Origin of the sequence: Winogradskyella poriferorum, from assembly GCF_050618035.1 — a bacterium.
Taxonomy (GTDB): Bacteria; Bacteroidota; Bacteroidia; order Flavobacteriales; family Flavobacteriaceae; genus Winogradskyella; species Winogradskyella poriferorum_A.
In genome coordinates this window covers 169,691-183,202 of sequence record NZ_JBODPY010000002.1, presented here as the reverse complement: position 1 = coordinate 183,202, position 13,512 = coordinate 169,691, and the positions used below count along the sequence as shown (strand labels likewise).

General features: G+C 35.2%; 9 protein-coding genes. 5 read left to right on the top strand and 4 right to left on the bottom strand.

Annotated features, from left to right (window positions below; genetic code table 11):
• The first annotated feature begins 61 nt into the window (after positions 1–61).
• Both ACRHOC_RS05680 and ACRHOC_RS05675 read left to right on the top strand, forming a co-directional pair.
• Entirely contained in the window at positions 62–1,240 is a 1,179-nt protein-coding gene (locus ACRHOC_RS05680) for an acetyl-CoA C-acyltransferase (protein WP_431157624.1), read from the top strand.
• 9 nt (positions 1,241–1,249) lie between these two features.
• Positions 1,250–1,999, top strand: a complete 750-nt coding sequence (locus tag ACRHOC_RS05675; protein WP_431157623.1) for an NlpC/P60 family protein — start codon at positions 1,250–1,252, stop codon at positions 1,997–1,999.
• A 50-nt stretch (positions 2,000–2,049) separates the two neighbouring features.
• Here the strand turns inward: ACRHOC_RS05675 and ACRHOC_RS05670 are convergent, their stop codons facing one another.
• Positions 2,050–3,339, bottom strand: a complete 1,290-nt coding sequence (locus tag ACRHOC_RS05670) for a tetratricopeptide repeat protein (protein WP_431157622.1) — start codon at positions 3,337–3,339, stop codon at positions 2,050–2,052.
• A gap of 28 nt (positions 3,340–3,367) precedes the next feature.
• Positions 3,368–5,896, bottom strand: a complete 2,529-nt coding sequence (gene gyrA, locus ACRHOC_RS05665) for a DNA gyrase subunit A (protein ID WP_431157621.1) — start codon at positions 5,894–5,896, stop codon at positions 3,368–3,370.
• 258 nt (positions 5,897–6,154) lie between these two features.
• Here gyrA and ACRHOC_RS05660 point away from each other — a divergent pair, with 258 nt between their 5' ends.
• Together ACRHOC_RS05660 and ACRHOC_RS05655 are read left to right on the top strand one after the other, a co-directional pair.
• Positions 6,155–8,707 carry an ATP-dependent Clp protease ATP-binding subunit gene (locus tag ACRHOC_RS05660; protein WP_431157620.1) on the top strand — a complete coding sequence of 851 codons (2,553 nt, stop codon included), beginning with the start codon at positions 6,155–6,157 and terminating at the stop codon, positions 8,705–8,707.
• Positions 8,708–8,789: 82 nt separating this feature from the next.
• Positions 8,790–9,158 (top strand): hypothetical protein, encoded by a 369-nt coding sequence (locus ACRHOC_RS05655; RefSeq protein ID WP_431157619.1) that lies wholly within the window; start codon positions 8,790–8,792, stop codon positions 9,156–9,158.
• 3 nt (positions 9,159–9,161) lie between these two features.
• On the opposite strand, the gene hutH is transcribed toward ACRHOC_RS05655, so the two are convergent.
• A complete protein-coding gene (gene hutH, locus ACRHOC_RS05650) occupies positions 9,162–10,700 on the bottom strand; it encodes a histidine ammonia-lyase (protein ID WP_431157618.1) in 1,539 nt (512 codons plus the stop codon).
• A 126-nt stretch (positions 10,701–10,826) separates the two neighbouring features.
• Between hutH and ACRHOC_RS05645 the strand changes: the two genes are divergently transcribed.
• Positions 10,827–11,864 (top strand): TlpA family protein disulfide reductase, encoded by a 1,038-nt coding sequence (locus ACRHOC_RS05645; RefSeq protein WP_431157617.1) that lies wholly within the window; start codon positions 10,827–10,829, stop codon positions 11,862–11,864.
• 21 nt (positions 11,865–11,885) lie between these two features.
• On the opposite strand, the gene ACRHOC_RS05640 is transcribed toward ACRHOC_RS05645, so the two are convergent.
• Positions 11,886–13,436, bottom strand: coding sequence for an NAD(P)H-hydrate dehydratase (locus ACRHOC_RS05640; protein WP_431157616.1), 1,551 nt, complete (start codon positions 13,434–13,436; stop codon positions 11,886–11,888).
• Positions 13,437–13,512 lie beyond the last annotated feature (76 nt).

Below are 13,512 nucleotides of genomic sequence, written 5' to 3'. Positions count from 1 at the left end.
ATTCAAGAATCTATCAAAAAATCATTAATTTCGCATCCAACTAATATCAAAGACAATAATAATGAAAAAGGACGTTGTAATCGTTTCTGCAGTAAGAACACCAATAGGTAGTTTTTTAGGAAATTTATCAACTATACCTGCGCCTAAACTAGGTGCTATAGCTATAAAAGGTGCATTAGACAAAATCAATTTAGATCCAAGTCTTGTTGAAGAAGTTTTAATGGGTAATGTTGTACAAGCAGGGACAGGGCAAGCTCCGGCAAGGCAATCCGCCATATATGCTGGTATTCCAAACTCTGTACCATGTACCACTGTAAATAAGGTTTGTTCTTCTGGTATGAAGGCAGTGATGCAAGCTGCCCAAGCTATTCAGCTTGGTGATGCAGACATTATTGTTGCTGGTGGAATGGAGAATATGAGCGCAATACCGCACTATTACCATGCAAGAAGTAGCACTAAATTTGGTCCTGCGACCATGGAAGACGGCATGCAAAAAGATGGTCTTGTAGATGCTTATGACAAAAATGCTATGGGTGTTTGTGCCGACGCCTGTGCCACCGAATTCAATTTCACAAGAGAAGATCAGGATACATTTGCGATTCAATCCTACACAAGATCTACAGAAGCATGGAATTCTGGTAAGTTTAATGATGAAGTTGTTCCTGTGGAAGTTCCTCAAAGACGAGGCGAACCTATAATTGTATCAAAGGATCAAGAATATACCAACGTAAAAATGGAGAAGATTCCAGCATTACGTCCTGCCTTTACAAAAGATGGTACGGTGACTGCAGCTAATGCTTCAACCATTAATGATGGTGCCGCAGCATTAGTTCTTATGAGTGCTGAGAAAGCTGACGAATTAGGATTAAAACCAATTGCTAAAATTAGAAGTTACGCTGACGCAGCGCATGAACCAAACTGGTTTACAACAGCACCAGCTAAGGCATTGCCAAAAGCATTGGCTAAAGCAAATGTGTCAATCGAGGATGTAGACTTTTTTGAATTTAATGAGGCCTTTTCAGTTGTTGGATTAGCCAATATGAAAATATTAGGACTATCAGACGAAAATGTAAACGTTAACGGTGGTGCAGTTTCATTGGGTCATCCTTTAGGTTGTTCTGGTGCTAGAATATTAGTGACATTAATCAATGTACTTCATCAAAATAATGCCAAAATTGGTGCAGCTGCTATTTGTAATGGTGGTGGTGGTGCATCAGCAATGGTTATAGAAAGCCTTTAAGATAATTATATGCAATACGGCATTTGCAATTTAGGTATTGTTCCTGTTAGACTTGAACCGTCAGACAAGAGTGAAATGGTTACACAAGCACTCTATGGTGACTTTTTTAAGGTCTTAGAACAACGCAAAAAATGGAGTCGTATTAGATTTGCTTTTGATAATTATGAAGGATGGATAGATAATAAACAGTACAAAGAAATTGAGGCTGATGATTATAAAGAATTAACTAATATTGATTCTATACTGTCCTCTGATCTCATCGAATATGTTTCAGATAAAAACGATCAGTTATACCCGATTCCTTTAGGTTCTGAATTATGTGGAATTCATCTACTTGAGCATTCTTTCGATGGCAATAAGACAACTGAATTAAAGAATAAATCTAATTTAGTTAAAACAGCATTTCTATATTTAAATGCACCATATTTCTGGGGAGGTAAAACACCTTTAGGAATTGACTGTTCTGGGTTTACTCAAATGGTCTATAAATTAAATGGCTTTAAATTGCTTAGAGATGCTTCGCAACAAGCCACTCTGGGTGAGGCTTTAAGTTTTATAGAAGAAAGTGAACCAGGTGATTTAGCTTTTTTTGACAATGCCGATGGTGATATAATTCATGTTGGCATTATAATGGAGGATAACTACATCATACATGCACATGGCAAGGTTAGAATTGATCGCTTAGATCACAGTGGCATTTATAACGTCGATAAAAACATACATACTCACAAGTTGCGAGTAATAAAAAAGATAGTATAAAAAAAGCAACTCATTGAGAGTTGCTTTTTCTTTTATAAGGTCTGGTAATTTTAGTTACCTCCTGCCGCAGCTTCAAGCTCTTCGACCTTTGTTCTCATTTCCTTAAACTTATCCATCTCGCCTAAAGCGCTATAAATATTCATTAAGGTTCTCGCAGCATCAACATTAGATTTTTTAAGAGACAATGCTTTTTCTAGGTACGGTATTGCTTCTGCATAAAGCTGCGAACGCTGTTCCTTTAATTCGTCATACTTTCTGTTATCAGCAGCGCTTGTACCTAAGCTATTCATCTGCTCAACGATAGCTGACTCTCCTTCGAGTATAACAACAGCTAGGTTATTATAGGCATCTGTATAATTAGGATTTATTTCTATAGCTCTCTGATAGTATTTCTTTGAAGCATCAATATTTCCACCTTCAGCAGCTAATACTCCAAGATTGTACTGTAATTCTGCATTATCAGGATCTTTAACCGTAGCCTCCTCCATTAATGTTTTGAACTTATCTCTGTTGCCCATTTTTAAATGAACGTTAGCTTCTGATAATAATAATCCTATATCATCTGGATTTTCGCTTCTTGCATCTTGCATTGCTCCAAGCGCCTTTTCGTTTTCATTCTGGCTTACATAGATTAATGCGATGTTCTTTACAATTTCGGCAACTTTAGAGCTACTTTTCTCATCTCTAGATGCGTTATGTGTTTTAGCAACATTAACAGATAAATCTCTAGTTTCTTTATTTGGGAAACGCTCTTCTTGTGCAGTTTCCTTATTTGTAGCATAATAATACATCTGAACACCAGTATATCCCATATTCTTTAATTCGATGTAGTGTTTCAAAGCTGTATCATAGTCCTGACCAGTTACCGCTGCAGAAGCCGCATAATATAAATACAGTGTGTCTGCTGGTGACATTCTATAAACTTTTTCAAATCCAACTGATGCTCCTGCATAATCCTTGCTTTGAAATGCATTGTTAGCATTCGTTAAAAAGGTATTCATCATGTTTGATTTCATGAGATTCGCCTGTTCAGTATATTTTAGCTTACCCATAGCAGATTCTAAATCCTTAAGCTCACCTAAACTTTTAATGGCACTGTCGATTTCATCATTAGATCCTTTGCCATTTGCGTACAAAGCTTGTGCTTTCAAGAAATAAAACTTCGCCTTTGTTTTGTCATCCATATTTCCCATTAATGCTTCTGCTGACTGTAAAGCAGATTTAGCACTAGCGAAATTTGAATTTTTTATTGCCTTTTCCATTGCTTTTAATTCACTCTTCTGGGCAAACGACATAGCACTAAAGGCCATAAGCAATACTAATGTCAATAATTTTTTCATTTTTAATAATAGATTTTGTTGTTAATTTTTAGTTATCCGATTCACTAGTATCAATAGCCGTGCCATCATTACTAACATCTTCATTATCAGTTAATTCTTCTATATCTGCTCCTTCTTCATCATCCTTCATTACCTTGGCTACAGCTGCAATTGAATCTTTACCTTTAAGGTTAATAAGCTTAACACCCTGAGTGGCTCTTCCCATTACTCTTAAATCAGCAACTTCCATTCGGATGGCGATTCCAGATTTATTTATGATCATTAAATCATCTTCATCAGTTACATTCTTAATAGAGACTAAATTACCTGTTTTTTCTGTAATAGAGATGGTTTTAACGCCCTTTCCTCCTCTATTTGTAATTCTATAGTCATCCAAACTAGATCGTTTACCATAACCATTCTCTGACACGACAAGGATATTACTTTCCATATCATCTACTGCAATCATACCAATCACTTCATCATTATCATTCGCCAGAGTAATCCCTCTTACACCAGAAGCATTTCTACCCATCGGTCTAGTTTTGGCCTCCTCAAAGCGAATAGCTTTACCAGATTTAAGCGCCAACATTACTTGACTCTCACCAGTGGTAAGCTTAGCCTCTAAAAGTTCATCACCATCTTTAATAGTAATGGCATTAATACCATTTGTTCTTGGTCTTGAGTATTGCTCAAGAGAAGTCTTTTTAACCTGACCTTTCTTGGTTGCCATTATTACATAATGATTATTAATGTAATCTTCATCCTTAAGATCCTGCGTACAGATAAAGGCCATTACTTTATCGTCTTGTTCAATATTGATTAGATTTTGAATAGCACGACCTTTAGAAGTTTTGGAACCTTCTGGTATTTCGTAAACACGCATCCAGAAACATTTACCCTTTTGCGTAAAGAACAACATATATTGATGATTCGTTCCTACAAACAAGTGCTCAAGGAAATCTTCATTTCTAGTAGTCGATGCTTTTTGACCTACACCTCCTCTATTTTGAGTTTTGTATTCCGTAAGTGACGTACGCTTAATATAACCAGCATGAGAAATGGTTATTACCACTTTTTCGTCTGGTATCATATCTTCTATACTAAGATCTCCACCTGCATACTCTATTAAAGACCTTCTTTCATCACCATATTTCTCTTTCACAACCGTCAACTCATCTTTGATGATGTCCATTCTACGATCTTTTTTATCCAATATGTCTTTAAGATCTTCGATAGTTTTCATCAATTCTTCATACTCAGCGCGTAACTTATCTTGTTCTAAACCTGTCAACTGACGTAGACGCATTTCTACAATAGCTTTGGCCTGAATCTCAGATAATTTAAAACGCTCAACAAGTTTCGCTCTCGCTTCATCAGCATTCGCCGAAGCTCTTATTAGGGCTATTACTTCATCAATATTATCGGAAGCAATAATCAACCCTTCTAAGATATGTGCACGTTCTTCAGCCTTCCTTAATTCGTATTTAGTACGTCTAACAACTACATCGTGTCTATGCTCTACGAAGTAGTGAATCAAATCTTTTAAGTTTAATAACTGAGGTCTACCATCTACTAACGCAATATTATTTACACTAAAAGATGATTGTAACGCGGTATACTTGTACAATTTATTGAGAACGATGTTCGGAATAGCATCACGTTTTAAAACATAAACGATTCGCATTCCATTTCTATCAGACTCATCTCTAATTGTTGATATTCCTTCTAATTTTTTATCATTAACCAAGTCAGCAGTCTTTTTAATCATATCTGCCTTATTTACTTGGTATGGAATTTCATTTACAATGATGCATTCGCGTCCATTAACCTCTTCGATATTAGCCTTACCTCGCATTACGATACGACCACGACCAGAATGAAATGCTTCTTTTACACCATCATAACCATAAATAATTCCACCAGTAGGAAAATCAGGAGCTTTAACATACTGCATAAGCTCATCAATCTCGATAGCATTGTTATCTATATAAGCGATAGTACCATCTACAACTTCTGTTAAATTATGAGGTGGCATATTGGTCGCCATACCTACGGCTATACCTGAAGCTCCGTTTACCAATAAACCTGGTATACGAGTTGGTAAAACTGTTGGTTCCTCTAAGGTATCGTCAAAGTTTAACTTATGGTCAACAGTTTCTTTATCAATATCTGCCAACATGTCCTCAGAAATTTTACGCATACGTGCTTCGGTATAACGCATCGCGGCCGGACTATCACCATCAACTGAACCAAAATTTCCTTGACCATCAATTAACATATATCTTAAGCTCCATTCTTGAGCCATACGTACCATAGTGTCATAAACTGAGGTATCACCATGAGGGTGATATTTACCTAATACCTCACCAACTATTCTAGCTGATTTTTTGTGTGCAGTATTAGATCTAACACCTAGTTCGTGCATACCATATAACACACGTCTGTGAACTGGTTTTAAACCATCTCTGACATCTGGTAAGGCACGTGACACAATGACCGACATTGAATAATCAATGTAGGCTGATTTCATTTCATCCTCAATGTTAATTGGAATAAGTTTTTCTCCTTCTGCCATATATTTAATTAATTAGTTTTTTGTAGGTTTTCAAAACGTGCTAATATAACCAAAATAGCAGTGTTTATAGTGTATTGGATTCCTGTTTTTAGGACTTTTTATTAACAATATTTGATATCTTTTTTTTAATAAGTATCTGACCATTTCCTTTGTTATGAAAAGGTTTTTTATTCTCTTCGTTTTTGACTGTTAATTAAGGTATGATTTTTGCCAATAGTTAATATGTTTTATTATTTTTAATGCAGAAAGGAAAATACTATGGATGATAATTTTTCACCAAGAGTTAAGGATGTGATAGCTTACAGTAAAGAGGAGGCATTAAGGCTTGGTCATGATTTTATTGGAACCGAACATTTGATGTTGGGTCTTTTAAGAGATGGCAATGGCAAGGCTATTGATATTTTGAATTCACTTGATGTAGATTTAAATCATTTAAGAAGAAAAGTTGAAATATTAAGCCCTGCAAATCCTAACATCGTTACCACCTCAAACGAAAAGAAAAACCTACACTTAACCCGGCAGGCCGAACGTGCCTTAAAAACAACATTTTTAGAAGCCAAACTGTTTCAAAGTACTTCTATAAATACTGCACATTTATTATTGTGCATCCTAAGAAATGAAAATGATCCAACGACTAAACTTTTAAATAAGCTTAAAGTGGATTATGATAACGTAAAAGAAGAATTTAAGTCAATGATTACAAGCGAAGATGATTACATAGACACACCAAAAGCAGAATCTTATTCAGATGACGAAATGAATGAAGAAGAGGACGCAAAACAAAATCCTTTTGGTGGTAGTCAAACCAGTAAGACCAATAAAAAATCTAAAACACCTGTTTTAGACAATTTTGGAAGAGATCTTACTGTATTAGCCGAAGAAGGCAAATTAGACCCAGTTGTTGGTCGTGAAAAAGAAATACAACGAGTTTCACAAATACTAAGTAGACGTAAAAAGAACAATCCATTACTTATAGGTGAGCCTGGTGTTGGTAAATCTGCTATCGCTGAAGGACTTGCCCTGAGGATAGTTAAACGTAAGGTATCTAGAACTTTGTTTAATAAACGTGTTGTTACATTAGATTTAGCAAGTCTTGTTGCAGGAACTAAATATCGCGGACAATTTGAAGAGCGAATGAAAGCGGTAATGAACGAGCTCGAAAAGAATGATGATATCATTTTATTTATAGATGAAATTCATACCATAGTAGGTGCTGGTGGTGCAACTGGTAGTTTAGATGCTTCAAATATGTTTAAACCAGCTCTAGCACGAGGTGAGATTCAATGCATTGGTGCTACGACGTTAGATGAATATAGACAATATATTGAAAAAGATGGTGCTCTTGAAAGACGATTCCAAAAAGTCATTGTTGAGCCAACATCTGTAGAAGAGACCATTGAAATATTAAACAATATTAAAGGAAAATATGAAGAGCATCATAATGTAGATTATACAGATGGTGCAATAGAAGCATGTGTTAAGCTTACAAATAGGTATATGACGGAACGTTTCTTACCAGACAAAGCTATTGATGCTCTAGATGAAGCAGGATCTCGTGTACATATCACAAATATTGATGTTCCAAAACAAATACTTGAGTTAGAAAAGAAATTAGAAGAAGTTAGAGAAACTAAAAATAGTGTTGTTAAGAAACAGAAGTATGAAGAGGCAGCGAAACTTAGAGATGACGAAAAGCGTTTAGAAAAAGACCTAGCCTCTGCACAAGAGAAATGGGAAGAAGAAACTAAGCAACATAGAGAAGTCGTTACAGAAGATAATGTTGCAGATGTCATCTCAATGATGACTGGTGTTCCTGTTAATAAAATAGCTCAGACTGAGCTTAACAAACTGGCACAACTACCTAATTTAATTAAAGGTAAAGTTATTGGTCAAGACCAAGCAGTGGCAAAGGTTGTTAAAGCGATCCAAAGAAATAGAGCTGGTCTTAAAGACCCTAACAAACCAATTGGTTCGTTTATTTTCTTAGGCCAAACTGGTGTGGGTAAGACGCAATTAGCAAAAGTATTAGCGCGCGAATTATTTGATAGTGATGATGCCCTTGTTAGAATTGACATGAGTGAATACATGGAGAAATTTGCCATTTCTAGATTAATTGGTGCACCTCCAGGATATGTTGGTTATGAAGAAGGTGGTCAGTTAACTGAAAAAATAAGAAGAAAGCCATATGCTGTAGTTTTATTAGATGAGATTGAGAAAGCGCATCCTGATGTATTTAATATGTTACTTCAAGTCTTAGATGATGGCTATTTAACTGATAGTTTGGGCAGAAAAATAGATTTTAGAAATACGATTATCATCATGACATCTAATATAGGTGCAAGAAAACTCAAAGACTTCGGTACTGGAGTTGGTTTTGGTACTTCAGCGCAACAAGCACAAGAGTCTGACCATGCAAAAGCAGTTATTGAGAATGCTTTGAAAAAGGCCTTTGCTCCTGAGTTCTTAAACCGTATCGATGATGTCATTGTATTTAATGCTCTAGAAAAAGAGGATATTAATAAAATTATTGATATTGAACTTGTTAAGCTTATCGATCGCATTAAAGATTTAGGTTATATCTTAAAATTAACTGAATCTGCGAAAGATTATATTGCTGAAAAAGGATTTGATAAACAGTATGGTGCTAGACCATTAAATAGAGCTATCCAAAAGTATGTTGAAGATGCGCTTGCAGAAGAAATTATAGGCGCAAAAATTCAAGAAGGTGATACCATTACCATGGATTTAGATTCTAAAAAGAATGAACTAAAAATAAAAATTAAAAACTCTAGTAAAACAACTGAGTCTTAAAGTTTTTGTTCAATATTATACTAAAACTCCTTTGCCCATAAAGGAGTTTTTTTTATCTTCAACCTCGTTGTAAACCGATTATATGCGAGATACCCTAACCCTCGAATTTTGCCATGTATCAATATTTGACAACTACATAGTTGTTGTGATGAATGAAGGCGTAAATCTCTCACCTAGTGATAATTACATTCTTTTAGATATTGCTAATGATTATTTTAAGGATAAACCCTTTGTATACATTACACATAGGATAAACTCCTATTCTGTGGACCCACAGATTTATTATGAAACGGCGAAAATTAAGAACTTAAAAGGATTCGCTGTTGTTTCTTCAGACTATAAAGCCAAGAGAAATGCAGAGGTCGAAAAAATGTTCTTTAGCAAACCTTTTGGTATCTTCTCAGAACTAAATGAGGCTTACAAATGGGCTGACGAAAGAGTACAGGATTAAATTCTAAATTTCGTTTTTTAGACCATAATGATTTAGAAATAACTCCTCCACCTCAATATCGACATCTTTTAAAAATTGTACTGACGCTTCAATATCATCATGGAGTACCTCATCTACCTCTATAAAGGGCACCACTTTTCTGTAATGCTCCAAAAATGACTCTAGCAACGGTGAAGTTTTTAATGGTCTCCTAAACTCAATAGCCTGTGAAGCATTCATTAATTCTATTGCGATTACTCTTTCAACGTTACGTATTAAGGTATAGGCCTGGGTGGCGGCATTTGCTCCCATACTCACATGGTCCTCTTGGCCATTACTAGATACTATGCTATCTACACTAGCAGGTGTCGCTAATTGCTTATTAGCACTGACAATACTTGCAGCTGTATACTGCGGAATCATAAAGCCAGAATTTAAACCAGGATTATTAACAAGAAATGCTGGTAATCCTCTTAAGCCAGATACTAACTGAAATATGCGACGTTCAGAAATATTTCCAATTTCTGCCATGGCAATTTTTAAGTAATCTAAGGCTAGAGCCAAAGGTTGCCCATGAAAATTACCACCTGAAATAATTATATCCGCATCAGGAAAAATATTTGGGTTATCTGTTACTGAATTAATTTCGGTTAAAACTACTTTTTCAACAAAATCTAAAGTGTCCTTTGTCGCCCCATGGACCTGAGGAATACATCTAAATGAATATGGGTCTTGAACATGTTCCTTTTCTCTTTTTATAAGTTCACTTCCTTCTAATAATTCATTAAATCTTCTAGCTACCTTCCATTGTCCTGCATGTGGCCTTACGGAATGAACCAAATCATGAAATGGATCTAAGCGACCATCAAAAGCATCTAATGATATACCTGCGATAATATCTGCTAAATAGGATGTTTTGTGTGCAATTAAAAGTAAGTAAACACCATAAGCACTCATAAACTGAGTACCATTAAGTAACGCTAAACCCTCTTTTGCTTCAAGCTTTATAGGTTCCCAATTAAATTTTTCTAATATTTCAGACGCTTCATAGGTTTCATTATTATGCACCACTCTACCCTTTCCTATTAATGGTAAGGCTAGGTGCGCAAGAGGCGCTAAATCACCCGAAGCACCTAGAGATCCTTGGGTGTAAACAAATGGGAAAATATCATTATTAAAAAATTGAATTAATCGGTCTATTGTTTTTAATTGTACGCCACTATGCCCAAAACTCAATGATTGAATTTTAAGAAGCAACATTACTTTTACAATAGATTCCGGCACACGGTCACCAGTACCACACGCATGAGACATTACCAAGTTTTCCTGTAATTTGGTTAAATCTTCATTAGAAATTTTGACATTATATAAAGATCCAAAGCCTGTATTAATACCATACATTGGCTTTTCATTGTTCTTTAATTTTTCATCTAAATACGCTTTGCTTTTTTGAACTTTTTTCTTGAGCTCATCAGACAATTTGAGTTTCTTATTGTCTTTAAAAAGATTATAAATGGTAACAATATCGAGAGGTTTCGATGAAATTGTATGGTATTGACTCATGTTAATTAGTTAATAGATATTCAAAATTGGGAATAATTTTATAGACTACCTCATAATGTTAATAATTAGTGTAATTCGCCATTGCTCTATTTAATTTTTATATTTGGCGAAATCAAATCCCTGTTTATGAAACGCATTATTATACTTAGCCTAGCGTGTTTACTATTTACTTGTAAAGAAGAACCTAAAGCGTATGCTACGGTTTCCGGAAAAATTGAAAATTATGATGAGGGTAAAATTATCAGGATTTTTCAAGGCAGAACATTTAATAAATTAATTACTCTTAATGATGACGGGACCTTTATGGACACCCTAAAGGTAGAATCTGGGGATTATAATTTTCAGCATGGCTCCAAATACGGACAGATTTACTTAGAAAATGATTTTGAATCTTCTTTTACTACAGATTATGAGAATTTCGCTGAATCTATTGTTTATACTGGTGATGGAGCTGATATAAACAACTTTACTGTAAAGTCATTTTTAATATCACAAGAGCATTTTGATGCAAAATTATTTTCAATGGGTACCAAAGAAGACTTGGATACAGCCATTAAAAATTATAATAATGCCTATAACGAGTTAAAGAATAAATATCCAAAGGTAGACTCTGCACATTTTGCGATTGTAGATAAAAATGTGGAAAGGACAGAAAAACAAATTACAAGCTATTTAGGCTCTAGGTTAGCAATGCGAGCCAAGTTCCCAAAAGGAAGTCCATCACCACTCTTTGAAAACTATGAGAATTTTGCAGGTGGTAATACATCTTTAACAGACTTAAAAGGAAAATATGTTTATATGGACATTTGGGCAACTTGGTGTGGCCCTTGTAAGGTTGAAATTCCGTCTTTGAAAAAATTAGAAAAAGACTTCGAAGGAAAAAATATTCAGTTTGTAAGTATTTCGATTGATGAAGGACGTGGATATAAGGGTGACGCAGCAGCGGCCTATGAAGGATGGAAACGTATGATTAAGAATAGTGAATTAGGTGGTATTCAATTAATTGCAGACAATGGGTTTAAATCTGAATTCATGAAGGCCTATCAAATAAATAGTATCCCACGGTTTTTACTCATTGACCCAGAAGGAAATATTGTGAATGCTGATGCACCTCGACCATCTAATCCACAAATAACTGAATTACTCAACAGTCTTGACATTTAAATCTTAATGAATTAGAGATCCTTAAGACTGTTCCACCTCACCTTCTTGTTGAGGCTGTTCTGGTTGTTTGAATAAATCTATATAGGCTTCGCCAATAGTTTCTATAATGTGGCTTGCAGTTAAGCTCTGATAGCCATAATCCTCTAAGGAAATATCTGCAGATCTTCCATGAAGATAAACTGCAAATAATGTGGCTGGCAATGGCTCATAACCTTGTGCAATCATTCCAGTAATCATTCCTGTTAGAACATCTCCTGTACCTGCAGTGGCCATGCCAGGATTTCCTGTCGTATTTATGTATAATTTATCTTTATAGACTGTTATGGTATTAGCGCCTTTAATAACTACTATAATATCATGTTTAATTGAGAGCGCTTTTACTTTTTGAAGTTTTTCAAAATCGTCAGCCCACGGACCAATTAATCGCTCTAGCTCTTTAGGATGAGGTGTTAAAATGGCTTGAGAAGGCAATAACTTCAATAAGGCGTTATTCTCTGAAATAATATTGAGAGCATCTGCATCTACAACCAATGGTTTATCATTTGCCTTTAAAAATATTCCAAGTGCTTGTACCGTTCTTTTGTCTATCCCTAATCCAGTACCAATTCCTATTGCATTAGGATGTATATTAAAATTAATATCCGATATGACACAATCTTCTTTATCAGTTATCACCATTGCTTCTGGTAATGATGCTTGAAGACTATGATAGCCACAGTCAGGCACGAAGGCCGTTACCAAACCAGTACCAGCGTATAAAGCAGCTTTACTAGCAAGATGAACTGCACCAATTTTACCATGACTTCCACCAATTATTAAGACATGACCAAAATCCCCTTTATGGGCAAATTTATCTCTTGGTTTATATAATGGTAAGACTTCAAACTTTGCAATCAGCTCTGCCTCTGTTTCTGTATTAATTAAATACTCTCTATCAATACCGATATCTAAGACTTCCCACTGAATAGTATATTTCGCTGTATCTGGTAAGAAGAAAACCAACTTTGGTGATTGAAAACTCAAAGTATAATTTGCATGTACCACGGCCTCCTTATCATCCACTGCTTTATCTGTATACAAACCAGATGGTAAATCTATAGACAACGTAAATGCTCCAGATTCCCGAAATCTCAAAAATAAATCTTTTACCCAATCCGCTGGAGGTCTATTTAATCCTATCCCAAAAACAGCATCAACAATGATATCATCCTTATGAATTTCTGGAAAGTTTTGGGTACTTGTCATCATTATTGGCCAGTCCTTAGAAACACTTTTAATGCGATCATAATTGATTAGAAAATCTTTTGATCGTGTTTCACTGTAATTGACTATATAGGTAATAACATTATAACCATGAGTGGTTAAATGTCTGGCGAGCACCAAACCATCACCACCATTATTACCTATACCACAAAAAACATGTACTGGGACCTGTGCGCCTTGCATGCGCATGTGTATCCAATTAAAAATTTGCGTGCCTGCACGCTCCATTAAATCGGTTGAAGAAATATTCTGACGTTCAGTAGTTAATCGATCCCCTTCGTAAATCTGCTCTTTGGAAAATAATTTCATTGACGTTGTATCATTCTCAAAAAACAAATTGTAAACATTGAGTTTATCTTAATCAGATAAGGTTTTGATTAGATTT

Bases quoted from the DNA above. Each gene is read 5' to 3' on its own strand.
- gyrA (WP_431157621.1), bottom strand. From the start codon at position 5,896: ATGGCAGAAGGAGAAAAACTTATTCCAATTAACATTGAGGATGAAATG.
- ACRHOC_RS05655 (WP_431157619.1), top strand. From the start codon at position 8,790: ATGCGAGATACCCTAACCCTCGAATTTTGCCATGTATCAATATTTGAC.
- ACRHOC_RS05645 (WP_431157617.1), top strand. From the start codon at position 10,827: ATGAAACGCATTATTATACTTAGCCTAGCGTGTTTACTATTTACTTGT.
- ACRHOC_RS05675 (WP_431157623.1), top strand. From the start codon at position 1,250: ATGCAATACGGCATTTGCAATTTAGGTATTGTTCCTGTTAGACTTGAA.
- ACRHOC_RS05640 (WP_431157616.1), bottom strand. From the start codon at position 13,436: ATGAAATTATTTTCCAAAGAGCAGATTTACGAAGGGGATCGATTAACT.
- ACRHOC_RS05670 (WP_431157622.1), bottom strand. From the start codon at position 3,339: ATGAAAAAATTATTGACATTAGTATTGCTTATGGCCTTTAGTGCTATG.
- ACRHOC_RS05680 (WP_431157624.1), top strand. From the start codon at position 62: ATGAAAAAGGACGTTGTAATCGTTTCTGCAGTAAGAACACCAATAGGT.
- ACRHOC_RS05660 (WP_431157620.1), top strand. From the start codon at position 6,155: ATGGATGATAATTTTTCACCAAGAGTTAAGGATGTGATAGCTTACAGT.
- hutH (WP_431157618.1), bottom strand. From the start codon at position 10,700: ATGAGTCAATACCATACAATTTCATCGAAACCTCTCGATATTGTTACC.